The 22961-nt window shown below is 73.6% G+C and carries 23 protein-coding genes and 1 pseudogene; 12 read left to right on the forward strand and 12 right to left on the reverse strand.

Annotated features, from left to right (window positions below):
- Window positions 1-20: 20 nt before the first annotated feature.
- Together hemQ and PO879_RS12400 are read right to left on the reverse strand one after the other, a co-directional pair.
- A complete protein-coding gene (hemQ, locus tag PO879_RS12395; RefSeq protein ID WP_278235190.1) occupies window positions 21-788 on the reverse strand; it encodes a hydrogen peroxide-dependent heme synthase in 768 nt (255 codons plus the stop codon).
- Between the two features lie 28 nt (window positions 789-816).
- Window positions 817-1965, reverse strand: a complete 1149-nt coding sequence (locus tag PO879_RS12400; RefSeq protein WP_278235191.1) for a ferrochelatase — start codon at window positions 1963-1965, stop codon at window positions 817-819.
- A gap of 159 nt (window positions 1966-2124) precedes the next feature.
- Here PO879_RS12400 and PO879_RS12405 point away from each other — a divergent pair, with 159 nt between their 5' ends.
- Both PO879_RS12405 and PO879_RS12410 read left to right on the forward strand, forming a co-directional pair.
- Window positions 2125-4077, forward strand: a complete 1953-nt coding sequence (locus tag PO879_RS12405) for a hypothetical protein (RefSeq protein ID WP_278235192.1) — start codon at window positions 2125-2127, stop codon at window positions 4075-4077.
- 153 nt (window positions 4078-4230) lie between these two features.
- Window positions 4231-4656, forward strand: a complete 426-nt coding sequence (locus PO879_RS12410) for an Hsp20/alpha crystallin family protein (RefSeq protein ID WP_278235193.1) — start codon at window positions 4231-4233, stop codon at window positions 4654-4656.
- A gap of 81 nt (window positions 4657-4737) precedes the next feature.
- On the opposite strand, the gene PO879_RS12415 is transcribed toward PO879_RS12410, so the two are convergent.
- Genes PO879_RS12415 through PO879_RS12425 form a run of 3 tightly spaced genes read right to left on the reverse strand, consistent with a single transcriptional unit; the run spans window position 4738 to window position 7241 of the window.
- Complete coding sequence (locus PO879_RS12415) at window positions 4738-5931, reverse strand: glycerate kinase (protein WP_278235194.1); 1194 nt, start codon at window positions 5929-5931, stop codon at window positions 4738-4740.
- Window positions 5932-5953: 22 nt separating this feature from the next.
- Window positions 5954-6436: a MarR family winged helix-turn-helix transcriptional regulator gene (locus tag PO879_RS12420; RefSeq protein ID WP_278235195.1), complete on the reverse strand. Its 483-nt coding sequence runs from the start codon at window positions 6434-6436 to the stop codon at window positions 5954-5956.
- Window positions 6437-6479: 43 nt separating this feature from the next.
- Entirely contained in the window at window positions 6480-7241 is a 762-nt protein-coding gene (locus tag PO879_RS12425) for an isoprenyl transferase (protein ID WP_278235196.1), read from the reverse strand.
- Between the two features lie 332 nt (window positions 7242-7573).
- Here PO879_RS12425 and PO879_RS12430 point away from each other — a divergent pair, with 332 nt between their 5' ends.
- Window positions 7574-8245 (forward strand): hemolysin III family protein, encoded by a 672-nt coding sequence (locus PO879_RS12430; RefSeq protein ID WP_278237533.1) that lies wholly within the window; start codon window positions 7574-7576, stop codon window positions 8243-8245.
- A 162-nt stretch (window positions 8246-8407) separates the two neighbouring features.
- Here the strand turns inward: PO879_RS12430 and PO879_RS12435 are convergent.
- The 3 genes and pseudogenes from PO879_RS12435 to mca all read right to left on the reverse strand — a co-directional run.
- A pseudogene (locus PO879_RS12435) lies at window positions 8408-9226 on the reverse strand (carbon-nitrogen hydrolase family protein); the annotation flags it as partial.
- On the reverse strand, window positions 9226-9627 hold the full coding sequence (locus tag PO879_RS12440) for a hypothetical protein (RefSeq protein ID WP_278235197.1): 402 nt from the start codon (window positions 9625-9627) through the stop codon (window positions 9226-9228). The gene PO879_RS12440 and the pseudogene PO879_RS12435, both read right to left, overlap by 1 nt.
- Window positions 9627-10499 (reverse strand): mycothiol conjugate amidase Mca, encoded by an 873-nt coding sequence (gene mca / locus PO879_RS12445; RefSeq protein WP_278235198.1) that lies wholly within the window; start codon window positions 10497-10499, stop codon window positions 9627-9629. The genes PO879_RS12440 and mca overlap by 1 nt, the downstream gene beginning before the upstream one ends.
- 77 nt (window positions 10500-10576) lie before the next feature.
- Here mca and PO879_RS12450 point away from each other — a divergent pair, with 77 nt between their 5' ends.
- From PO879_RS12450 to PO879_RS12470, 5 genes are all read left to right on the forward strand, one after another.
- Complete coding sequence (locus tag PO879_RS12450) at window positions 10577-11014, forward strand: DUF4307 domain-containing protein (RefSeq protein WP_278235199.1); 438 nt, start codon at window positions 10577-10579, stop codon at window positions 11012-11014.
- Window positions 11015-11179: 165 nt separating this feature from the next.
- Window positions 11180-11662: a transcription elongation factor GreA gene (gene greA, locus PO879_RS12455; protein ID WP_278235200.1), complete on the forward strand. Its 483-nt coding sequence runs from the start codon at window positions 11180-11182 to the stop codon at window positions 11660-11662.
- Window positions 11663-11861: 199 nt separating this feature from the next.
- Window positions 11862-12401 (forward strand): diaminobutyrate acetyltransferase, encoded by a 540-nt coding sequence (gene ectA / locus PO879_RS12460; RefSeq protein ID WP_278235201.1) that lies wholly within the window; start codon window positions 11862-11864, stop codon window positions 12399-12401.
- 110 nt (window positions 12402-12511) lie between these two features.
- Window positions 12512-13804, forward strand: coding sequence for a diaminobutyrate--2-oxoglutarate transaminase (gene ectB, locus PO879_RS12465; RefSeq protein WP_278237534.1), 1293 nt, complete (start codon window positions 12512-12514; stop codon window positions 13802-13804).
- Between the two features lie 53 nt (window positions 13805-13857).
- Window positions 13858-14268, forward strand: coding sequence for an ectoine synthase (locus PO879_RS12470; RefSeq protein ID WP_278235202.1), 411 nt, complete (start codon window positions 13858-13860; stop codon window positions 14266-14268).
- A gap of 210 nt (window positions 14269-14478) precedes the next feature.
- Here the strand turns inward: PO879_RS12470 and ilvA are convergent, their stop codons facing one another.
- Genes ilvA through PO879_RS12485 form a run of 3 tightly spaced genes read right to left on the reverse strand, consistent with a single transcriptional unit; the run spans window position 14479 to window position 17665 of the window.
- A complete protein-coding gene (gene ilvA, locus PO879_RS12475; protein ID WP_278235203.1) occupies window positions 14479-15699 on the reverse strand; it encodes a threonine ammonia-lyase in 1221 nt (406 codons plus the stop codon).
- Between the two features lie 46 nt (window positions 15700-15745).
- The gene (locus PO879_RS12480; RefSeq protein WP_278235204.1) at window positions 15746-16996 is read right to left on the reverse strand and encodes an AI-2E family transporter; all 1251 of its coding nucleotides are present in this window, start codon (window positions 16994-16996) and stop codon (window positions 15746-15748) included.
- Window positions 16997-17053: 57 nt separating this feature from the next.
- Window positions 17054-17665: a YdeI/OmpD-associated family protein gene (locus tag PO879_RS12485; RefSeq protein WP_278235205.1), complete on the reverse strand. Its 612-nt coding sequence runs from the start codon at window positions 17663-17665 to the stop codon at window positions 17054-17056.
- Window positions 17666-17776: 111 nt separating this feature from the next.
- Between PO879_RS12485 and PO879_RS12490 the strand changes: the two genes are divergently transcribed.
- Both PO879_RS12490 and msrA read left to right on the forward strand, forming a co-directional pair.
- Window positions 17777-19366 (forward strand): Na+/H+ antiporter, encoded by a 1590-nt coding sequence (locus tag PO879_RS12490; protein ID WP_278235206.1) that lies wholly within the window; start codon window positions 17777-17779, stop codon window positions 19364-19366.
- 90 nt (window positions 19367-19456) lie between these two features.
- Window positions 19457-20128: a peptide-methionine (S)-S-oxide reductase MsrA gene (gene msrA, locus PO879_RS12495; protein WP_278235207.1), complete on the forward strand. Its 672-nt coding sequence runs from the start codon at window positions 19457-19459 to the stop codon at window positions 20126-20128.
- A gap of 94 nt (window positions 20129-20222) precedes the next feature.
- Here msrA and PO879_RS12500 read toward each other — a convergent pair whose 3' ends face one another.
- Entirely contained in the window at window positions 20223-20867 is a 645-nt protein-coding gene (locus PO879_RS12500; RefSeq protein WP_278235208.1) for an NAD(P)H-binding protein, read from the reverse strand.
- A gap of 100 nt (window positions 20868-20967) precedes the next feature.
- Here PO879_RS12500 and PO879_RS12505 point away from each other — a divergent pair, with 100 nt between their 5' ends.
- Both PO879_RS12505 and PO879_RS12510 read left to right on the forward strand, forming a co-directional pair.
- A complete protein-coding gene (locus PO879_RS12505; protein ID WP_278235209.1) occupies window positions 20968-21345 on the forward strand; it encodes a helix-turn-helix domain-containing protein in 378 nt (125 codons plus the stop codon).
- 38 nt (window positions 21346-21383) lie between these two features.
- Window positions 21384-22961, forward strand: a complete 1578-nt coding sequence (locus PO879_RS12510; protein ID WP_278235210.1) for an ATP-dependent DNA ligase — start codon at window positions 21384-21386, stop codon at window positions 22959-22961.

Raw genomic sequence — 22961 nt, forward strand, 5'->3', positions numbered from 1 at the left:
GCGTCGCGCCCGGCGCGCGGTCACGCCGAGCGCGGCAGGCGCTCCACCCACTCGGCCAGCTCCACGCGCGGGCCGGTGAAGAACGGCACCTCCTCGCGCACGTGGAGCCGCGCCTCGGTCGCCCGCAGGTCCCGCATCAGGTCGACGATGCGGTCGAGCGCGTCCGCCTCGAACGGCAGCAGCCACTCGTAGTCGCTCAGCGCGAACGTGCTCATCGTGTTGGCCCGCACGTCCTTGTACCCGGCGGCCGCGATGCCGTGGTCGCGCAGCATGGTGCGGCGCTCGTCGTCGGGCAGCAGGTACCACTCGTAGGACCGCACGAACGGGTACACGCACAGGTAGTCGCGCGGCGCCTCGCCGGCGAGGAAGGCCGGCACGTGCCCCTTGTTGAACTCCGCCGCCCGGTGCAGGGCCACGACCGACCACACCGGGGTCAGGACCCGGCCGAGCCGCGAGGCCCGCAGCCGCTGGTAGGCGCCCTGCACCGCCTCCACCGAGGGGCCGTGCACCCAGACCATGAGGTCGGCGTCGGCGCGCAGACCGGCGACGTCGTACACGCCGCGCACCACCACGTCACCGTCGGGGCGGGCCGGGTCGCGGTCCGCGTCGGCAGCGCCGTCCCACAGGGCGTCCGCGGCCTCGGCGGCGAGCGCCGACCGCGCGTCGGCGTCGGCGGGGACCTCGCCGGACAGCGAGAACACCGAGATCATCGCGTAGCGGATCGAGGAGTTGATCGCGGCGGTGTCGACGGCCTCGCCCGTGTCGGCGTGGATGTGCTGGTCGCTCACAGGTGTTCCTCCAGGGTCCTTCGGTCGCTCAGCGGGTGACGTCGCGGGAGCACAGCGCCGGGACGCCGCTCGGCTCGCCGTCTCGACGCAGGCAGCAGTCGACCTCGCACACGGACCGGAACGGGGGCAGGGTCCCGACGGTCGCCTGGTCGACGTCCTCGCCGCGGGCGATGGCCGCCCGCTCCAGCAGCAGGTCCACCAGCCCGGCCACGAAGGCGGGCCGGGTGCCCACGGTCCCGGCACGCACCGCCGTCATCCCGAGCTCGGTCGCGGTCTCCATGGCCTCGGTGTCGAGGTCGTAGGCGACCTCCATGTGGTCGGAGATGAAGCCGATCGGCGCCATGACGACGTTCCGCAGCCCCTCGCCGGCCCGCTCCGTGAGCAGGTCGTTGACGTCGGGCTCCAGCCAGGGCTGGGTCGGCGGGCCGGAGCGCGAGCAGTACGACAGCTCCCACGGCACCTCGTGCCCGCGCGCCTCGGCGACCCGCTCGGCGATGACCGCCGCGACGTCGAGGTGCTGGGCGGAGTAGGTGGCCTGCGAGATGCGCGAGGCGGCCTCCATCGTGTCGGGGATGGAGTGCGTGACGAACACCAGCGTCGCGTCCGCGGGCGACCCGCCCTTCTCCTCCAGCGCGGCGTAGCCGTCGAGCACCGCCTCGACGTTGGCCTGGACGAACCCCGGGTGGTTGAAGTACGAACGCACCTTGTCGAACTGGACGCCCGTCGAGCCGTGCTCGTCGAGCTGGCCGCGCTCCTGCAGCGTCACGGCCAGGTCCTCGCGGTACTGGCGGCAGCCGGAGTAGCTGGAGTAGGCGGAGGTCACGAGCGCGACGGCGCGCTCGGCCCCCAGGTTCTCGAGCTCGGTGACGGCGTCGTCGGTGTACGGCTCCCAGTTGCGGTTGCCCCACACGACCGGCAGCTCGATGCCGCGCTGGGCGAGCTCGGCCTCGATCGCGGCCTTGAGGGCGAGGTTCTGGCCGTTGATCGGGCTCTTGCCGCCGAACGCGTAGTAGTGCTCGCCGACCTCCTCGAGGCGGGAGTCGGGGATGCCCTTGCCGGCGGTCACGTTGCGGAGGAACGGGACCACATCCTCCGGCTTGTTCGGACCGCCGAAGGAGAAGAGCAGCAGCGCGTCGTACGGGGTGACGTCAGAGGTCGGCCGGTGGGTCGTCGACATGGACCCATCATCCACCGACCACCGGTGTGCGGGCACCGGATCGGGCCCGGGGACCGCGTGAGATGGAACCGACACGGCGTCACCTTCGACGCCGCGCCGAAGTGCGGTGGCGCGGGTACTCTCGACGGACCCGGTCCGGACCGCGAGCGAGGAGGCCCTGTGACGAGCACGCGCACCGCTCCCGCACCGGGCCGGACGGCGCGGCCCCGGCCGCCCGCCGAGGTCGGCCAGGTGCGCACGACGGCGCAGGCCGAGGAGCTCGCCGCCCGCCTGCAGCACCCCGACCGCGCCTGGCCCGTCGTGGTCGTCTCCACCCCGCGCGACCGCGGCCGTCCGTACGTCGACCCGGACCGCGTGCTGGACGACGTGCGCGGCCTGGCCGAGGTCGTCGTGATCCACACCGGCGACCCGTCGTGGGCCTTCTCCCACGGGATGCCGGACGCCACCCAGGTCTACGGCGGCGCTTCGCGGGTCTACCCCGTCGGCGTCGGGTGGGTGCACGACGTCGCCCGGTCGCCGCTGTGGATCGCCTACGACGACGCCGAGGGCACGCGGGTGCACGACCGGCTCGTGCAGGACGCCCTGGCCGCCGCCACCCGCGCGGGGCTGGTCGGCCTGGACCTGCTGCCCCCGACGCCGGCCACGACGACGGGCACGGTGCTGGGCCTGGTGGGCACCCGGGCGCTGGTGCAGACCGCCGACGGCACGACGGCGCAGGTCGCCCAGGAGCTGACGCTGCCGATCGTGCCGATCGACCGCCTCCTGGCCCCGGGGATGCGCGTCCGCGGCGTGCTGGACGTCGACACGCGCCGCCTGGACGTCCGGGACATGCTGCCCGACGCCCTCGAGCAGACGTCCCGGGTGCTGTCGGGCTACCCGGCAGGGGCGGTCGTGCCGGCCCAGGTGCACCGCGTGGACGCCGACGAGGTCACGGTCGCCCTCGCCCCGGCGGTCACCGTGCGCGTGCGGCGCGAGCACGCGAGCCGGGGCGACGACGACCTGCGCGACCTGTTCACCGTGGGCGAGGTGGTCGCGGCCCGGATGCAGGCCGCCCGCCCGGTCCCGGGCCCCGAGGGCGGCCACCGGCACCCGTCCCTGCGGCTCGACGACGTGGACGACGCCGGCGGCGTGCGGCCCGCGATCAGCCTGCTCGACGGCGGCCCGCCCTGGCTCCCGGCCCCCGCCGTCGTCCCCGACGACGAGCTCTCGGCCGACTCGGCGCCGTCGGGCCCGGCACCCACCCCGGCCCTGCTCGACCGGCACCATCCGTCGTCCGCCCCCACGCCCGCCCCGCAGCGGCCGGCACCGGCGCAGAGGACGAGGCCGGGCCCCAAGCCGGGCCCCGGACCGCGCCGGGCGGTGCCGCCCCCGGGGCGAGCCCCGGCCCCGGCGCCCGAGGCGTCGGACCCGCCGGACGCCGCGCCGGACCCGTCGCCGGACCGCAAGACGCTGGTCAACCAGCTCGAGCTGTCCGTCCACGAGCAGCGTGCCCGGGCGGACCTCGCCGAACGGGAGTCGATCGAGCTGCGCGCCTCCGTCAAGGCCCTGGAGGTGGAGGTGGCCGGGCTGCGCGACCTGGCCCGCGAGCAGCGCGACCACCTGGACCGGCTCTACCGGGACGTCGAGCGGTACAAGGCCAGGATCCGGTCGGCGCGCAAGCAGCGTGGCGCCGACCCGGCCCCGGCACCGACCTCCGACCGGCTGTTCGCGGACCCGGTCGACCAGCTCCGCCACGACGTCTACTGCACGTGGGCCCAGGTGGTCGGCGCCACCGAGAAGACCGACTACCCACTGCCCGACTTCGCGGTGGGCCCGCAGTTCTGCGACTCGCTGGCCACGACCGGCCGCGGCCTCGAGGAGAGGGTGCACCGCGCGATCGTCATGGTGCTCACCGGCCGGGCCCAGGACATCGCCGGCTACGAGCTGCACCGCCTGCGCCAGGGCGACGGCGGCGGCGACCCGTACCGGGTGCGCGAGTCGGACGGCGCCCAGGCCATGCGCCTGTCGCTGCAGGTCAGCGCGCCGCAGGCGCGACGGCTGCACTACTGGGTGCTGCCCGGGGGCGGCGTCGAGCTGTCCCGCGTCGTGCTGCACGACGACGTCGAGCCGTGACCCGGCCGTTCACCGAGAGCGAACGCGGCAGACCTGGCACTCGTGGACCGAGAGTGCTAATTCTGGGTGTGTAGCCAGGTGACGCCGGACGGACCGGCGCACCCGTCGCGGGCCGAGGCCGCGGGCGCGGCCTCGTCGAGGAGGTGATGCGCGATGGCTACGTACTGGGACCCGTTCCAGGAGATGGACCGACTCTTCGGTTCGATCCCCCTCACCACGCGGAACGCCTCGGCGATGCCGATGGACCTGTTCCGCGAGGACGACCACTTCGTCCTGGCCGCCGACCTGCCCGGGATCGACCCCGGGAGCATCGACGTCTCGGTCGAGGATCGCACCCTGACCGTCCGGGCCGAGCGGACCGCACGCTCCGCCGAGGGTCAGTGGCTGCTGCGCGAGCGCCCGGCGGGCACCGTCGCACGGCAGATCACCCTCGGGCGCGGGCTGGCGCTCGACCACATCACGGCGGCCTACGCCGACGGCGTGCTCACGCTGACGATCCCCGTGGCCGAGGAGGCCAAGCCGCGCCGGATCGAGGTGGAGCACAGCTCGCACCCCCACACGATCGAGGCCGGCGGCTGATCCCCCGTCCGCGAGCACGGCACGGCCGGTGCCGGGGAGCATGCCCCGGCACCGGCCGTGCCGTGCGGCGCCGCCGCGGCGTCAGCCCCGCCGGCGCCCCGCGAACAGCAGGTTCGTCGCCGACGCCGCGACCTCCGCCAGACGCGTCGCCGTCCGGGGGATCAGCTCGTCGAGGCCGATCGGTCCCGGGGCGATCGAGAAGGCCGCGGTGATGCCGGCCGCACGGGTCTGCTCCACCGGCAGCAGCACCTGCCCGGCCACGACGACCACGGGCGGCCGGGCCGGGGACGCGGCGGCCAGGCGCGCCACGCCGTCGGCCACCTTGCCGCGCACGGACTGGGAGTCGAACGAGCCCTCGCCGGTGAGGACGAGGGCGGCGTCCGCGAGCACGGCGGGCAGCCCGACCGCCTCGGCCACGAGCAGCGCCCCCGGCTCCAGCTCGGCGCCGAGGACGGCGGCGAGACCGGCGGGCACTCCCCCGGCGGCCCCGGCGCCGGGCAGCTCGTGCACGCGGACGCTGGTCTCGCGCTCGAGCAGGTTGGCCCACCGGGTCAGCGCCTCGTCGAGGAACGCGACCTCTCCCGGACCGGCGCCCTTCTGCGGGGAGAAGACCGCCGCCGCACCGAGCTCGCCGAGCAAGGGGTTGGTGACGTCCACGGCCAGGCGCCAGCGCACCTCGCGCGCTCGGGGGTGCAACCCGGACAGGTCGACGGAGGTGACGCGGGCCAAGCCCTCGCCGCCGTCGGGGACCACCTGGCCGTCGGCGTCGAGCATCCGGGCGCCGAGCCCGGAGAGGATGCCCGCACCGCCGTCCGTCGAGGCCGATCCGCCGAGGCAGACGAGCACCTCGCTCACCCCGGCGTCCAGGACGGCCGCGGCGACGTCACCGGTCCCGCGCGTGCCCGCGTGCAGGGGCTGCAACGGCTCGTCGCTCACGCCCGGCAGGCCGCTGGCCTCCGCCAGCTCGACGACCCCGACGCCGCCGTCGGGCGACACGGTCCAGCGGGCGGTGGTCGGACGGCCGATGGCGTCGACGGTCTCGACGGTGTGCACGGCCGACTGCCAGGACGCGACGAGGGCGTCCAGCGTGCCCTCCCCGCCGTCGGCCATCGCCAGCGACGTGACGCGGGCGTCCGGTGCGGCCGCCAGGACGCCCTCCCGCAGGGCGGCGGCGACCTCGGTGGCGTCCAGGCTGCCCTTGAACGAGTCGGGGACGAGGACGACGTGCGGCGGCTCGGCGGTCGGGGGCGGGGCGGCGGTCGGCGTCGATGTCACGCGCCGAGGATATCGGCCCCGGTCAATCGTGCGGGGTCCAGTCCGGGATCCCGGCCTGGGCCGCGCGCAGCTTGGTCAGCAGGCGCACGAGCTCGGCCTGCTCGTCGTCGTCGAGAGCACGGCCCACGTACTGGCCCATCGCGCGCACGTGCCGGCGTCCGACCTGTCGCTGCAGCCGGCTCCCGGCGTCGGTCAGCCCCACCAGCGTGCCGCGGGCGTCGTCCGGTGCCGGCGCCCGGGTCACCAGACCCCGGCCCTCCAGCCGCTCGACCATCCGCGACAGCGACGACTGGGCCAGCAGCACGTTCTCGTTGAGGTCGCGCAGGCGCATCCTGCCGTCTTCCGCGCGGGACAGCGTGAACAGCACGTCGTACTCACGGATGGACAGCTCGACCCAGACGTCGTCGGCCTGGAACCGGCGCATCAGCGTGACCTGGGCGCGGAACAACGCCTCCCAGGTCGTCGCGGCGCGTCGCGCCGACCCGGGAACCGGCTGCGTGGTCATCGTGTCCGCCTTCCTGTCCCGGCACCGGCGCCGGGGTCTCTCGTCACCGACCCAGTCTGCGCTCACGACGCGAGAAGTCGCGCAGCGCACGCAGGAAATCCACCCGGCGGAAGTCGGGCCAGTACGCCTCGCAGAACGACAGCTCGCTGTGCGCGCTCTGCCACATGAGGAACCCACCCACCCGCAGCTCGCCGGAGGTGCGGATCACCAGCTCGGGATCGGGCTGGCCCTTGGTGTACAGGTGGGCGGCGATGTCCTCGACGTCGAGCCGCTCCGCCAGCTCGGTCAGCGTGGTGCCGCGCGCCTCCTCGGCGCGCAGGTAGGACCGCACGGCGTCGGCGATCTCGTGCCGTCCCCCGTACCCGACGGCGACGTTGACGTGCAGCCCCTCGACGTCGGCGGTGGCGGCCGCGGCCTCGCGCAGCGTGCCCACGAGACGCTCGGGGAGCAGGTCCAGCCGGCCCACGATCCGCAGGCGCCACCGCCCCGACTCGGCCAGGTCGCGCACGGCGTCGGAGATGATGTCGAGCAGGTCGGCCAGCTCGTCGTCGGAGCGGGCGAGGTTGTCCGTGGACAGCATCCACAGGGTGACGACCTCGATGCCGAGCTCCTCGGCCCAGCCCAGGAACTCGGTGATCTTGTCCGCGCCGCGACGGTGCCCGGTGGCGGCGGTCTCGCCGAACGACTTGGCCCAGCGGCGGTTGCCGTCGAGGATGACCCCGACGTGCCGAGGCATCTGCGCGGACGGCAGCGACGCCGCGAGCCGACGCTCGTACAGGCTGTACAGCGGATGGGGCAGGCGCACGCAGGTCCTCACGGGTGCTCGGGCGGACGAATCGGGTCAACGGTACCGCCGCCCGACGTCGACGAACGCCCCGGACCGGCCCCGACGGGCAGGGGGCGCGGAGTTGTCGCACGATCTTCACAGACTCCCGGCCGGATCCTGGCGCCAGTACCTTACGCTGGCGTAACCTACGGAACCGTAGGTTGTCGGCTCAGCAAGGAGGACACGTGACCGGAACCGCGCCGCACGAACGGCGGCACGTCGCCGTCCCCGACGCTGCCGACGTCGGCTCGGCGGCCAAGGACGCCGCCCGCGACGCCGCCCACGGCGCGCGCGAGACCGTCTCCGGCGTCGTGCAGACCGTCGCGGTGGGCGCCACCGCGCAGGCCCGACGACTCAAGCCGAAGCTGCGCGGGTGGATCCACGCCGTGACCACGCCGCTCGCCCTGGCCGCCAGCATCGTGCTCGTCGTCCTGGCCGAACCCGTGGCCGGCAAGGTCGCGGCCGCGATCTTCGGCCTCAGCGCCCTGATGCTGTTCGGCACCAGCGCCGTGTACCACCGCGGCACCTGGTCGCCGCGGGTCGAGGCCGTGCTGCGCCGGATGGACCACGCCAACATCTTCCTCATCATCGCCGGCACCTACACCCCGCTGGCCGTCGCGCTCTTGGACCAGCGGTCGGCGACGATCCTGCTCACCATCGTGTGGAGCGGCGCCGTCGCCGGCCTCCTCGCGCGCGTGCTGTGGATGAACGCGCCGCGCTGGCTGTACGTGCCGGTCTACGTCGCCCTCGGATGGGTCGCGGTGGCCTATCTCGGCCAGTTCGGCGCCACGGGCGGACCCGCCGTCGTCTGGCTCGTCGCCGGCGGCGGCCTGGCCTACACCCTCGGCGCGGTCGTCTACGGCACCAAGTACCCCGACCCCTCGCCGCGCTGGTTCGGCTTCCACGAGATCTTCCACGTGCTGACGGTGATCGGGTTCGCCTGCCACACCGTGGCGATCTACCTGGCCTCGCTCGCCGTCTGATCCCGGGTGGCGGCCACGTCGGGACGCCCGGGCGGCCGTGCTGGACGGTGGGGAGACGGGCCCTCGGCGGGGTCGTCGATCGCGAAGTGCAGGTCGCGCAGCGACCGTGAACGCGACCCTGCCGAGGGCCCGTCTCCCCGCGGTGCGTCCGCGACCGAGCGCTCAGGCCTCGCGGGGGACGACGGTGTAGCGCCGGTTCACCAGGGAGGGGTTGGCCTCACGGGCCTTCGTCAGCTCCTCGGCGTCGAGGTCGACCGTGCGGTACTGCGGCTTGTCGTCCATCTCGAGGCCGACGACGCCGTCCGGCCCCACGAGCGTGGAGCGGCCCGTGACGCCCTTGCCCGCCATGCCGACGCCGATGGTCACGACCGTGTTCTCGATCGCGCGGGCGGTGAGCAGGGTGCGCCAGTGCTCGGCCTTCAGCGGGCCGGCCACCCAGGCGGCGGGCACCACGAGCACGTCCGCCCCGGCGTCGACCACGCGCCGCGCCGACTCCGGGAACCGCAGGTCGTAGCAGGTGATGACGCCGAACGTCAGGTCGCCGACGCGGATCGTGAGGGGCTCGGCGTCCACGGGCCCTGCCTGCAGCCGGTCCGACTCCCGGGTGCCGAAGGCGTCGTACAGGTGCACCTTGCGGTAGACGCCGACCAGCTCGCCGGCACCGTCGACCGCCACGACGGCGTTGACGCCCTTGCGGGGCCCGCCGTCGGGCCCGGGCTCGTCCCCGGGCAGCGTGACCCCGGCGATCACGGCGACGCCGGTGGCCGCCGCCTGCTCGCGCAGCAGGCTCACGAACGGGCCGTCGAGGTCCTCGGCGTGCTCGATCCCCACGCCCGAGCGGTGGTAGCCGGAGGCGTACTCCGGCAGGACCAGCAGGTCCGCCGAGAGCTTCGCGGCCTGGGCGAACGCGTCGACGACGAGATACCGGTTGGCCTCGTGGTCGTCGGCGATCGTGACCTGGGCGACCGTGACGCGCGCCGTCATCGCGGCTCCCGACCGTCGTCGGGAGACCCGGCGTCCGGCGTGCCGACGTCCTGCTGCCCCTCCTCGGCGGGCCCGTCGGCCGCCGGGCCGGGAGCGACGTCGGGCGAGGTCGGCGTGGCCTCGGAGGGCCCGCCGTCGCCGGTCGCGTCGCGCCGGACGCCGATGCTGCGCCGCTCCGGGATCTCGATGCCGTGCTCGCGCGCGTAGTTGTCGGCCTTGCGCAGGTGGCGGCTGAGCGACAGGAACAGCAGGACGGCGGCGACGGCGATCGCGAAGGTCGCGAGGAAGCCCTCCAGACCCGGGGTGACCTCCCAGTCCTCCAGCACCCGCGCCGTCGGGCTGGGCGACGGGGCCGGTACGACGTCCGCCGCGACCCGCGCGAGCAGCGCCGTCGGCATCAGGACCCCGTCCGCACGCCGGCGAAGAGGTCGTCCTCCGGCGTGCTGACCGGCACGCGGGAGTCCGCGAGCTCGAACTCCTCGGTGGACCACACGTCCGCCTCGATGTCGCGGGGGACGGCGAAGAAGAACCCGTCGGGGTCGATCTGCGAGGCGTGCGCGGTCAGCGCGGCGTCGCGACGGGCGAAGTACGGGGCCACCTCGATGTGCGTGGTCACCTCCCGCTCCGGGATCTCGCGCGCGGCCCGGGACTCGATCCAGTCGCCGAACGGCGACTCCAGCCCGGCGCCCTCCATCGCCTCGTGCACGGCGCGCAGCCGGTCCAGGGAGAAGCCGTGGTTGTAGTAGAGCTTCGAGGGCGTCCAGGCGTCCGCGCCGCCGTCGACGACGTACCGGCTCGCGTCACCGGCCGCGTGGTATGCCTCGAACGCCACCTCGTGGCACTTGATGTGGTCCGGGTGGGGATAGCCGCCCGTGGGGTCGTAGGTCGTCATGACGTGCGGGCGGAACTCGCGGACGAGCTCCACCAGCGGCGCCGAGGCCTCCTCCAGCGGCACGAGGGCGAAGCAGCCCTCCGGGAGCGGCGGCTTCGGGTCGCCCTCGGGCAGGCCGGAGTCGACGAACCCCAGCCAGTGCTGACGCACGCCCAGCGCCTCGGCGGCGGCCGCCATCTCCAGGCGTCGCACGGCCAGTCGGCCCTCGACCGTCTCGAACTCGTGCCCCGCCGGCACCTCGAACGACGGGTTGAGCACGTCGCCGCGCTCGCCGCCGGTGCACGTGACGATCAGCACCTCCACGCCCTCGGCGGCGTAGCGGGCCGTGGTGGCGGCCCCCTTGCTCGACTCGTCGTCGGGGTGTGCGTGCACGGCCATCAGGCGCAGTGGCTCGCCGGTCAAGAGTCCTCCCAGGGTGGTGCGGGACGTCCGCAGTCGTCAGGGACAATGGTGTCATGAGCCAGACGCAGCATCCCGCCGCCCCCGCCGACCGGTACGGCACCGCCGGACCCGCCGGCGGCTCGGCCCGCCGGGGCGGGCCGTTGGGACGGGGCGCGAAGGCGGCGATCGCGGCGGCACTGACGGCGGCGGTCGCCGGCACGGCCTGGTTCGCGACGCTGCGGCAGGCCGACGACCCGGTCGCCCACGACATGGTGTCGTTCGACGTGCTCGGCCCCGAGGAGATCGAGGTCACGTTCCAGGTGCACATGCCGGTCGGGACGACGGCGACGTGCACGATCGAGGCGCTGGCGCCCAGTTATGCCCAGGTCGGCACGCTGGACGTCCCGGTCGGCCCGGCGCAGACCCGGACCAGCGCCTACGAGGTCACGGTCGGCACCTCCCAGGAGGCGACGTCGGCCGTCGTCGCCGGGTGCACCGCGACCGCGCCGTGACGCCCCTGACGCCCCCGGGGGGACTGCCGCGCGGACGCCGGCGTCCGGTATCCTGACCTATTCACACGTAGTCCAGCACGAGCCGACGCGCGTGCCGACGCCCGTCGGCCGGACGAACGCGCGGCGCGCGCCGGGCACCGACGAGCACCAGAAAGGAGAGTCCACGTGACCGAGAGCAACGTCACCTGGCTCACCCAGGAAGCTCACGACCGGTTGACGGCGGAGCTGGAACACCTCTCCGGACCTGCCCGGACCGCTATCGCCGAGCGTATCGCCGCCGCCCGTGACGAGGGCGACCTCAAGGAGAACGGCGGGTACCACGCCGCGCGCGAGGAGCAGGCGAAGAACGAGGCCCGGATCCGCGAGCTCACCGAGAAGCTGCGGCACGTCGCCGTCGGCCGGCCCGCCGACGACGGCACCGTCGAGGCCGGCATGGTCGTGACCGCGGAGGTCGCCGGGGACGAGATGACGTTCCTGCTCGGCTCCCGCGAGATCGCCGGCACCACCGACCTGGACGTGTACTCCCCCACCTCGCCCCTCGGCGCCGCGATCGACGGCAAGAAGGTCGGTGACGAGGTGAGCTACACCGCCCCCAACGGGCGGGACATCCCGGTCAAGGTCACGTCCGCCAAGCCGTTCTCCGGCTGAGGCGCCCGCGAACGGCGGGTGGCGACGGCGCCGCAGGGCCCCGTCGCCACCGCCCGCGGAACCTCTCACCGTATCCACACATGTCCGCCCGGCGCAGCCCGGACCAGCGCAGTCGCGCGCTGACCTCCGGTTCGACCGCCGTGGTCCCGACGGACGGGCGTGAGATTTTGCCGGTGATGTGTCTATGGTTGAGTACGGTATGACGATCCCAGAGACAGGTCCGAACGCCCCCACGACCGCCGACTCGGTGTCAGGGGCGCCCGATGCAACCCTCACGATCCGTCGACCGGATGTCTCCGACGGCGCCGCCATGTGGCGCGTCGCCCGCGACTCCGGCTCGCTCGATCTCAACTCCTCGTACGCCTATCTGCTGCTGGCCGACCACTTCGCCGACACGTGCCGGATCGCCCTCATGGGCGGCGACGTCGTCGGTTTCGTGACCGGCTACCGGCTGCCGGCGGACCCGACCCGCTACTTCCTGTGGCAGGTCGCCGTCGACGAGCGCGCCCGGGGCCACCGCCTCGCCGGCCGACTCATCGACGCCGTGATCGACGACCAGCCGGAGGTGAGCTCCCTGGTGACCACCGTGACCGAGGACAACACGTCCTCCCGCCGCGTCTTCCAGCGGTGGGCCGAGCAGCGCGGAGCGACCCTCGACGAGGTCACCGGGTTCGAGGCGCACCACTTCCCGGACGGCCACGAGGCCGAGCCCCTGCTGGTGATCGACGGCATCCGCTAAGACGCAAGACCTCGGACTGCGCCGGTTCGGCGCGCAGGTGACGACGCAGTCCTTCCCTTTCTTTCTCCGCACCGGCGCGCACCATCGAAGGAGTGTCCTCCGTGACAACCCTGTCCGCACCGACCCCCGACGCGTCCTCCCACGACGACCCCACGGGTTTCTCTGCCCTCGAGTCCGAGGTCCGCAGCTACTCCCGTGCCTGGCCTGTGGTGTTCGACCGCGCGACCGGCGCGACGGTCTTTGCCGAAGACGGCACGGCCTACCTGGACTTCTTCGCGGGCGCCGGCTCGCTGAACTACGGGCACAACAACCCCGTGCTGAAGAAGGTCCTGATCGACTACCTCGCCGACGACCGCATGGTCCACTCGCTGGACATGTTCACGACCGCACGTCGCGAGTTCCTCGAGACCTTCCGCTCGCACATCCTCGAGCCGCGCGGCCTGGACCACAAGGTCATCTTCCCCGGCCCGGGTGGCGCCAACTCCGTCGAGGCGGCCCTGAAGCTGGCCCGCAAGGTGACCGGCCGCGAGTCCATCATCAACTTCACCAACGCGTTCCACGGCATGACGCTGGGCGCGCTGTCGGTGACGGGCAACTCCATGAAGCGCGGCGGCGCGGGCATCCCGCTGGTCCACGCGACGCCGATGCCCTACGACGACTACCTCGCCGGTGCCGAGGACGACTTCGCCTACCTGGAGCGTCTGCTCCAGGACGCGGGCAGCGGTCTGAACGAGCCGGCGGCGATCATCGTCGAGTCGGTGCAGGGCGAGGGCGGCATCAACGCGGCCCGCGCCGAGTGGCTGCGCGCGCTGTCCGACCTGTGCAAGCGCCACGAGATCCTGCTCATCCTGGACGACATCCAGATGGGCTGCGGCCGCACCGGCGGGTTCTTCTCCTTCGAGGAGGCCGGGATCTACCCGGACATGATCTGCCTGTCGAAGTCGATCTCCGGCTACGGCCTGCCGCTGGCCATCACGCTGGTGCGCCCCGAGCTCGACATCTTCGAGCCCGGCGAGCACAACGGCACGTTCCGCGGCTTCGCCCCGGCCTTCGCCACGGCGTCCGAGGCCATCCGCACCTACTGGTCGGACGACACCCTCGAGAAGGAGACCCTGGCCAAGGGCGCCATCATCGAGGGCTTCTTCAACGAGATCGTGGCGCGCTACCCGAAGCTCGACCTGGTCAGCAAGGGTCGCGGCCTGGCCCGCGGCCTGCAGTTCCCCGACGGCGAGACGGCCGACAAGGTGACCACCGGCGCGTTCGAGCGTCACATGCTCGTGGAGACCTCCGGTCCCGAGGACGAGGTCGTCAAGCTGCTGCCGCCGCTGACCATCACCGAGGACGAGCTGCGTCAGGGTCTGGCGATCCTGGACGAGGCCATCACGGCCGCTCTGGGTTCCTGAGCCGCTCGACGGCACGCTGACCCGACCACCGACCCATACTTCGAGGAGGCTCCATGCTCGTTCGCACGCTCGACGAGATCACCGACACCGACGCCGACATCAAGACCGAGAACTGGCGTTCCAAGCGCATCATCCTGGCCAAGGAGGGTGTCGGGTTCTCCGTCCACGAGACCACGCTGTACGCGGGGACCGACAACTACTTCTGGTACGCGAACCACTACGAGGCCGTGTTCATCACCTCGGGCGAGGGGGAGATCGAGGACCTCGCCACGGGTGAGGTGCACGAGCTCAAGCCGGGCACGCTGTACCTGCTCAACGACCACGACAAGCACAAGGTGCGGCCGAAGACCGACATCACGTGCGTGTGCGTGTTCAACCCGCCGGTCACCGGCCGCGAGGTCCACGACGAGAACGGCGTGTACCCGCTGATCACCGAGCCGGAGTCCCAGCCCGCCGCCGGCTGAGACGGAGGTGCAGCCGGGTGTGAGGGCCGAGGAACGAGGCACTCGCACCCGGCGGAACCGCAGGCTCCGCCGGCCGACAGCACCGGCTGAGACGGAACCGGCCGAGCCCCGCTCCGCACGACGAGATCGACCCTCGTGGTTCGAGATCGACTCATGGTGAGTCGATCTCGAACCACGAGGGTCGATCTCGTCGCGGGGTGCCCGACGCCGTCAGGTGACCTGGTAGCCGTCCCGCCGCAGCCGGTCCAGCACCGCCGCGCAGTGCTCGGGACCGGTGGTCTCGAGCTGCAGGGTCACCAGCACCTCGGAGACCTCCAGCGTGGTGTCGGTGCGCCGGTGGTCGACGCGCACGATGTTCCCCTCGGCGGCGGCCACCGTGTCCAGCAGCGAGGCCAGCGCCCCCGGCTCGTCCGACAGCCGCACCGAGATCTGCAGGTAGCGGCCGGCCGCCACGAGACCGTGCTGGACCACGCGCTGCAGCAGCAGCGGGTCGATGTTCCCGCCGGAGAGCACCGGCACCACGGTGCCGGTGAAGGCGCCCGGGGACGCGGACACCGCCGCGACGGCGGCCGCGGCGGCCGGCTCGACGACGAGCTTGCCGCGCTCGGCCACGAGCAGGAGCGCCCGCGACATCTCCGCCTCGGTGACCGTCCGGACCTCGACCCCCAGGCGGTGCAGCACCTCGAAGGGCACGTCGCCCGGCATGCCGACGGCGATGCCGTCGGCCATCGTCGACTCCAGGTCGCCGGCGATCGGACGCCCGGCCGCCAGGGAGGCCGGGTAGGCCGCCGCCGAGGCGGCCTGCACGCCGACGACCTTCACGTGGGGCGCGACCTCGGCCAGCACCGTGGCGATCCCGGCCACGAGGCCGCCACCGCCGAGCGGCACGACGACGGTGCCGACGTCGGGCACCTGCTCCAGGATCTCCAGGGCCACGGTGCCCTGGCCGGCCACGACGTCGGGGTGGTCGAACGGGTGGATGAGCACCTTGCCGGTGCGGGCGGCCTCCGCGCGGGCGGCGGACAGCGCCTCGTCGACGCTGTTGCCGAGCTGGCGCACCTCGGCGCCGTAGCCGCGGGTCGCCTCGAGCTTGGGGACGGACGCGCCGACGGGCATGTAGACGACGGCCGGGATGCCCAGCTTCTCGGCCGCGAGCGCGACGCCCTGGGCGTGGTTGCCGGCCGAGGCCGCCACCACGCCGGCACGCTGCTCCTCGGGTGTGAGCCGGCTGAGTCGGGTGTAGGCGCCGCGGATCTTGAACGATCCGGCGCGTTGCAGGTTCTCGCACTTGAGGACGACGTCGGCGCCGGCGAGCTGGGTCAGCGCCCGGAAGGGGTGCACCGGGGTACGGGTCACCACCCCGTCGAGCAGCTCGGCGGCTGCCTCGACGTCGGCGAGGGTCACTCGGTCCAGGGGTGTCGGTGAGTTCACGTGCCCCAGTATGCGACGCGGAGGCCCGGGTCCACGATGTCCTCCGTCACGTCGACGGGCCGCGGCGACCCGTGGCGCCGGAACCGCTACCGGGGTCGACGGGGCCGTCCTGCGGCGCGTCGTCCTCGCGGCCTCCGCGGTTCGACCACAGCAGCGTCCCGGGCAGGTCGGCGAAGGCCTGCTTGCGCAGCAGCGGGACGTGGTCGGCGGTGCCGAGCTCGGGGAACTTGTCGTGGCCGTGCAGGTACTGCACGACCGTGTTGAGCACGGCGGCGAGCGGCACCGCGAACAGCGCACCGATGAGCCCGGCCGCGAGGCTGCCGGCGGCGACGACGAGCACGACCGCGACCGGGTGCAGGGAGACCGCGTGACCCATGAGCAGGGGCTGCAGGATGTGGCTCTCGAGCTGCTGCACGAGCAGCACGATGCCCAGCATGATCAGCGCGGCCACCCAGCCCTGGGCCACGAGCACGACGGCGGTGGCGATCGCCCCGGTGACGATGGCTCCGAGGATGGGCACGAACGAGCCCACGAAGACCAGGATGCCGATCGGCAGCGCGAGGGACGGCACGAAGAACGCCGCGCCGATCCCGATGCCGACGCCGTCGACCAGGGCGACGAGGATCTGGGTGCGCACGTAGGAGGAGAGAGTGACCATGCCGCGGCGTCCGGCCTGGTGCACCTTCTCGCGCGCGGGCAGCGGGAGCAGGTTGACCACCCAGGTCCAGATGTTCCGGCCGTCCTGGAGGAAGAAGATCGTGCAGAAGATCGCGATGATGATGCCCACCAGGACGTGGCCCACGGTGCTCGCGGCGCCGAGCGCCCCGGTGATGAGGTTCGAGCTCTGGCTGGCCACCAGGTCCTGCAGCTGGTTCGTGTAGTTCGAGAGCTGCTGGGCGTCGAGGCCGAGCGGGCCCTCCGACAACCAGTCGACGAACTCCTGGAACCCCTGGACCGCCTGGTCCCACAGGTCCTGGAACCCGGCGACGATCTGGGAGCCGGCCAGCGTGACCAGGCCCGCGACGAAGACGATCAGGGCGACCAGCGACAGCGCCGTCGCCGCACCACGCGGTACACCGGCGTTCTCGAGCATCCGCCGCATCGGCCGGAGCAGGATCGTCACGAGCAGGGCCACGGCGACCGGCACGGCGATCGTCTTCAGCTGGCCGAGCAACCAGACGACCCCGGCGACCCCCGCGGCGATCAGCAGCAGCCTCCAGGACCACGCGGCCGCGGCACGCACGCTGGCGGGGACGGCGTCGCCGTCTCGGCTCTCGGGTCCTGCCGGGCTGGTCACGGCCCCACCCTAGGCCGGTCATGACCGGAATGCCCGACGATCGCGCGCGGGGAACGGTCAGTCGTCCGGGAGCACGCTGCGCCGTTGCGGGTGGGGCGTCTCGCCCCGTTCGAGCATCGCCACGAAGCGTGCGGCGTGGCGTGCCCGGGTCTCCTCGCGCCGCGCCGTGGACAGGCGGTGCAGGATGGTCGATCGGTTCTGCGCGCTCAGCCGCTCCCACGCCACGGCGGCCCGCGGGCTGGCGGCCAGCGCGTCGGCCAGCACGGCGGGGACCTCGATCGTGACGGCTCCCCCGTAGGCGGCGTCCCACCGGCCGTCCTGGTGCGCGCGGTCGATCTCGGCCTGCCCGCGGGGGCGCATGCGGCCCTCGGCGACGAGCCGGTCGGCGATCTCGCGGTTGCGCACTGACCAGGCGCTGCGCCGTCGGCGCGGGCAGTAGCGCTGCAGGGAGGTGTCCTCGTCGCGACGGCGGCTCTGGGCGTCGATCCAGCCGCTGCACAGGGCCTCCTCGAGCGCCAGGTCGCGGGTCAGGCCGGTGGGCCCCGGCCGGCCCTTGCGGGCGAGCACGACCCAGACGCCGTCGGTCGCCGTGTCCTCGTGGTCGTCCAACCAGGCGCGCCACGCGGACGCGTCCGGCAGGATCAAGGGGTCGGTGGGCTCCGTCGCCATGGTCAGCAGGCTATCGGGGCGCCCGGCGTACCGGGCGTCCGGCGGGTGCGCCGAGGGCCCGTCACGGGCAGACTTGCCTCGTCCCTCACCGCCGTCCCCGGGAGACGTCACATGTCGTCGGTCGCCCTGTGGGGAGTCATCGTCGCCGGGGTGGTGGTGCTGACCCCGCTCGCGGACCGCGTCCGCGTCCCGCTGCCGGTGCTGCTGACGCTGTTCGGCATCGCACTGCCGCTGTTCCCGGCCGTGCCCGCCCTGCGCCTCTCCCCCGAGATCATCCTGCCGGTGGTGCTGCCACCGCTGCTGTTCGCCGCCACGCAGCGCTCGACGGTGCGGGAGTTCCGCAGCCAGTCGCGGCCCATCCTGCTGACCGCCGTCGGGCTGACCATCGCCTCGGCGGGACTGGTCGCCGTCGTCGCGCACGCCGCGGGCGCACCATGGGCGGTCGCCTGGGTGCTCGGGGCGATCGTGGCCCCGCCCGACCCGGTGGCGGCGACGGCCGTGGCCCGCCGGCTGCGGCTGCCCGGCCGGGTCGTCACCGTGCTCGAGGGCGAGGGGATGTTCAACGACGCCACCGCGCTGGTGATCTACCACGTGGCCGTCGCGGCGGTGGTGGCCGGGTCGGTCACGGCCGGGGAGGTCGGGCTCGACCTGCTGCTCGCCGTCGTCGTCGGGGTGGCCGTGGGCCTGGCCGCGGGCTGGCTGGGCCACGTGGTGCTCGGGCGGCTGCACGTGCCCGCCGCGGAGACCACCGTGACGATCGCCCTGCCGTTCGCCGCCTACCTGCTGGCCGAGGAGTGGCTCGGCTCCGGCGTGCTGGCGGTGCTCACCCTCGGCCTCGTGCTGCGGTCGGTGTCCCACGCGTCGGTGACGTCCGGCGGCTGGCTGCTCGGCCGGGCGGTGTGGGAGTACGCGGACTACCTGATCACCGGGGTCGTGTTCGTGCTCATCGGCTTCGAGCTGACGTCGGTGCTGGACGGCAGCCCGGTGGAGCGGACCGCGCTCCCCCTGGCGCTCGCCGTCGTCGCGGTGCTCGTGGTGCTCCGGTTCGTCTGGATGTTCCCGGCGCTGTGGTGGCTGGAACGCGGGATGGCCTCGCGCGCCCGCAAGCAGGGTGCTCCGCCCGAGGTGGCGGGCATCGGGGCGTTCACCCGGCGGGAGACGACCGTCGTCTCGTGGGCCGGGATGCGCGGCGTCGTCTCCGTCGCCTCGGCGCTCGCCCTGCCGCACGTGGTCGCCTCCGGGGACGACTTCCCGCTGCGCGACACCGTCGTGTTCGTCGGACTGATGGTGGTCCTGGCGACCCTGGTGCTGCAGGGGCTGACGCTCGCACCGGTGGTGCGGTGGCTGGGCGTCGGGCGGGCCGGCGACGGGACCGCCGAGATCGCCCGGCTGCGCGAGGAGGCGACGGTGGCGGCGCTGGAGGCCGTGCGCGTCCGGACGGACGTTCCGGACCCGGTGCGCGAGGCCGTCGCCCAGCAGTACGAGGGGTACCTGACCGCCCAGCGGGCGTTGTCCCGGGCCCGCGCCCAGGGGGACGGCGACGACCGCTACGACGAGCAGGTCGACGCACTGCTGCGCGACGCCGTCGAGATCGAGCGGGACGTGTGCGTCCGGGCGCGCAACGAGGGGCTCGTCAGTCCCGAGGTCGCCGACGAGGTGCTCGCCGACGTCGAGGCCCGCGCGGTACGCGACCTCGACTGACCCGGGCGCTCGGTCCGGCCGAGGAACACCACCGGCCCGCGCCGCGTTGGCACCCTCGGACGGAGAGACCCGTCCCAGTCAGGAGGAACGATGATCTTCGAGAACCTGTTCGGCGGCGGCAAGACGACGATGGTCGCGCCGGAGGACGCCCTGCCGGGCCGGGAGGGGCCGGTGCTGCCCGCTCCCCGTCCGCACACCGTGCTCGGCACCTCGATCGTCGGCCCCTGGGAGCCCGGCACCCGCGTGCTGTACCTCGCCATGGGCTGCTTCTGGGGCGCCGAGGAGATCTACTGGCAGGTCCCCGGGGTCGTGAGCACCGCCGTCGGCTACATGGGTGGCACGACGCCGAACCCCACCTACGAGGAGGTCTGCACCGCGCGGACCGGGCACACCGAGACCGCGATGGTCGCCTACGACCCGGAGCAGGTGTCCGAGGAGGAGCTGCTGCGGATCTTCTGGGAGCGCCACGACCCGACCCAGGGCTTCCGCCAGGGCAACGACGTCGGCACCCAGTACCGCTCCGGCATCTACTGGACGACGCCGGAGCAGGCCGAGGCCGCGCGGTCCACGGCCGAGCGCTACGGCGAGGTGCTGGCCGCGAAGGGCTACGACCCGATCACCACCGAGCTTCGCCCGGCCGCCGAGGCAGGCCCGTTCTTCTACGCCGAGGACTACCACCAGCAGTACCTGTCCGACGCGAAGAACCCGCACGGCTACCGCTGCCACGCCACGACCGGCGTGCCGTTCCCCGCGGCCGCCTGAGCGACCCTGGCAGGCCGCCCGAGCGACCGCGCCGGGACGACGACGGCCCGTCCCTCGACCGTTCGGCGAGGGGCGGGCCGCGTCGTGCCAGGTGTCAGCTCGCGACGGTGAACCGCCGACGGCGGTGCGTCGGGTTCTCCAGCTCGTCGACCAGCGCGGTCGCGAAGTCGGCGCCCGAGATGAACGAGCTGCCCTCGTCGTCGGCCAGGAGCACGTCACCGCCGGTGCGGTACGTGCCGGTCTTCTCGCCGGGGGCGTAGGAGCCGAAGACGGCCGGCGGGCTGAGGTAGAACCAGTCGAGGCCCTCGGGGGCGTCCTGCAGGTCGGCGAGGATGTCGGTGAACTCCAGCGCCTCGGCCTTGAACGCGTCCGGGAAGTCGGGGCCGTCGACGACGCGCGGGCCGTCCTCGCTGACCTTCAGGGACCCGGCGCCGCCGACGACGGCGAGGCGCACCCCGTGCGCCGCGGCGCGGTCCGCGAGCCGGGCGTAGGCGGGGCGGACCTGGCCGGCCATGTCGCCGCGCGGGGAGACGGTCGCGACGACGACGTCGGCCCCCTGCGCGGCGCTGTCCACGGTCGCCTCGTCCAGGACGGAGCCGGTGGTGTACCGCACGCCGTCGACGGGCTCGGTGGGCTCGGACCGGCTCAGCGAGGTGACCTCGTGACCGCGCTGGGCGGCCTCGCGGACGATGTGCTCCCCGGCGTAGCCGGTGCCCCCGATGACGGTGATGCGTGCCATGACTCTCTCGCTCTCTGCTGGCATGTCACTCTCTAACGGAGAGTAGGTTTCCATCGGAAACTCTAGGACGTAGGATCGTGGTTCGCAAGGAGGATGCACCGTGACCGAGATCCCGTTCGACCCGTACCTCAAGGCCTGCCCGAGCCGCACGGTCCTCGACCGTGTCGCCGACCGGTGGACCGTCCTCGTCGTCGGCGCGCTGGCCGACGGCCCGCAGCGCTTCTCCGCGTTGGCGCAGCGCGTCGACGGCGTCTCGCAGAAGATGCTCACCCAGACGCTGCGCGGCCTCGAGCGGGACGGCCTCGTGCAGCGCACCGTGCACGCCGAGGTCCCGCCGCGCGTCGAGTACGCGCTCACCGCCGCCGGTCACGACGTGCTCGGCCCCCTGCAGGCCCTCGAACGCTGGACCCTGGACCACTCCGCCGACGTGCTCGCCGCCCGCGAGGCCTACGACGCCGTCCACCCGGTGACCGCCTGAGCCCTGCGCATGTCGGTCCCGGCTGCGACGATCGACCTGTGCTGCTCACCGAGCTGGTCCGGACGCACGCCGCGGTCGCCGCGACGCGGTCCCGCCTGAGCAAGCGCGAGCTGCTGGCCGAGGCGCTGCGAGAGGCCGCTCCGCCGTCGGCGCGCCCGCCCGAGGGCGACGACGGCGACGAGATCGAGATCGTCGCCGCCTTCCTGTCCGGTCGCCCCCGGCAGCGCCGCACCGGCCTCGGGTGGCGCACGCTGTCCGACCTGCCGCCTGCGGCGGACGCCGCCACGCTGACCCCGGTCGCGGTCGACGCCGCCCTGTCCGCGATGCAGGCGCTCGAGGGCACGGGCTCCCACACGGCGCGCACGCAGGCCTTCACCGAGCTGTTCTCCCGGGCCACGGCCGACGAACAACGGTTCCTGGCCGGCCTGCTGCGCGGCGAGCTGCGTCAGGGCGCCCTGGACTCGCTCCTGCTCGACGCCATCGCCGCGGCGGCCGACGTCCCGACGAAGGCCGTGCGCCGCGCGGCCATGTTCAGCGCGCTGTCCGGCCCGATCGCGCGGGCCGCGTTGACCGGCGGGACGCCGGCGCTGGAGGCCTTCACCCTGCGTGTCGGCCGCCCGGTGCGCCCCATGCTGGCCTCGTCCGCACCCGACGTCGACGCCGCCGTCGAACGGTTCGCCGACACGTCCGTCGCGGCAGACGTGAAGCTCGACGGCATCCGTGTCCAGGTGCACGTGGCCGGTGACGACGTCGCCGTGTTCACCCGGTCGCTCGACGACATCACCGACCGCCTCCCCGAGGTCGTGGCGCTGGCCCGCTCCCTGGAGGTGGACGCCGCCGTGCTCGACGGCGAGGCCCTCGCCCTCGACGACGCCGGACGGCCGCGGCCGTTCCAGGAGACGGCGTCGCGCACCGGCACCCACGAGGCGGACCCGGGTACGAGCCTGCCGCTGACCGTGAAGTTCTTCGACCTGCTGCACCTCGACGGCACCGACCTGATCGACGCGCCGGCCCGCGAGCGCCTGGCCGCGCTCGACCGGGCGGCGCCGCCGGACGCCGTCGTCCCTCGGCTCGTCGACGCCGACGCCGCGGCGCTGCAGGAGTTCTTCGACGAGGTCGTGGGCGCCGGCCACGAGGGGCTGGTCGTGAAGGACCTCGAGGCCCCGTACGCCGCCGGCAAGCGCGGGGCCGCCTGGGTCAAGGTCAAGCCGCGGCACACCCTCGACCTGGTGGTGCTCGCCGTCGAGCAGGGGTCCGGGCGGCGGCGCGGGTGGCTGTCGAACATCCACCTCGGCGCGCGAGACCCCGCCGGCGACGGGTTCGTCATGCTCGGCAAGACCTTCAAGGGCATGACCGACGAGATGCTCGCCTGGCAGACGCAGCGGTTCACCGAGCTCGCCGAGGGCCCGACCGACGGCTACGTGGTGAAGGTGCGCCCGGAGCAGGTCGTCGAGATCGCGTTCGACGGCGTGCAGCGCTCCACCCGCTACCCCGGCGGCGTCGCCCTGCGCTTCGCCCGCGTGCTGCGCTACCGCGACGACAAGACCGCCGCCGAGGCCGACACGATCGACGCGGTGCGCGGGCTGCTGGCCCGCTCGGAGACATCGCAGGGCTGA

This window comes from Isoptericola sp. AK164, from assembly GCF_029643425.1.
GTDB classification, from domain to species: domain Bacteria; phylum Actinomycetota; class Actinomycetes; order Actinomycetales; family Cellulomonadaceae; genus Isoptericola; species Isoptericola haloaureus.

What these genes read in the sequence shown, in the direction of transcription:
- PO879_RS12400 (WP_278235191.1), bottom strand. Translation starts at nt 1,965, where the DNA reads ATGTCGACGACCCACCGGCCGACCTCTGACGTCACCCCGTACGACGCG.
- PO879_RS12410 (WP_278235193.1), top strand. Translation starts at nt 4,231, where the DNA reads ATGGCTACGTACTGGGACCCGTTCCAGGAGATGGACCGACTCTTCGGT.
- PO879_RS12420 (WP_278235195.1), bottom strand. Translation starts at nt 6,436, where the DNA reads ATGACCACGCAGCCGGTTCCCGGGTCGGCGCGACGCGCCGCGACGACC.
- PO879_RS12440 (WP_278235197.1), bottom strand. Translation starts at nt 9,627, where the DNA reads ATGCCGACGGCGCTGCTCGCGCGGGTCGCGGCGGACGTCGTACCGGCC.
- mca (WP_278235198.1), bottom strand. Translation starts at nt 10,499, where the DNA reads ATGGCCGTGCACGCACACCCCGACGACGAGTCGAGCAAGGGGGCCGCC.
- PO879_RS12450 (WP_278235199.1), top strand. Translation starts at nt 10,577, where the DNA reads ATGAGCCAGACGCAGCATCCCGCCGCCCCCGCCGACCGGTACGGCACC.
- ectA (WP_278235201.1), top strand. Translation starts at nt 11,862, where the DNA reads ATGACGATCCCAGAGACAGGTCCGAACGCCCCCACGACCGCCGACTCG.
- PO879_RS12470 (WP_278235202.1), top strand. Translation starts at nt 13,858, where the DNA reads ATGCTCGTTCGCACGCTCGACGAGATCACCGACACCGACGCCGACATC.
- PO879_RS12485 (WP_278235205.1), bottom strand. Translation starts at nt 17,665, where the DNA reads ATGGCGACGGAGCCCACCGACCCCTTGATCCTGCCGGACGCGTCCGCG.
- PO879_RS12490 (WP_278235206.1), top strand. Translation starts at nt 17,777, where the DNA reads ATGTCGTCGGTCGCCCTGTGGGGAGTCATCGTCGCCGGGGTGGTGGTG.
- msrA (WP_278235207.1), top strand. Translation starts at nt 19,457, where the DNA reads ATGATCTTCGAGAACCTGTTCGGCGGCGGCAAGACGACGATGGTCGCG.
- PO879_RS12500 (WP_278235208.1), bottom strand. Translation starts at nt 20,867, where the DNA reads ATGGCACGCATCACCGTCATCGGGGGCACCGGCTACGCCGGGGAGCAC.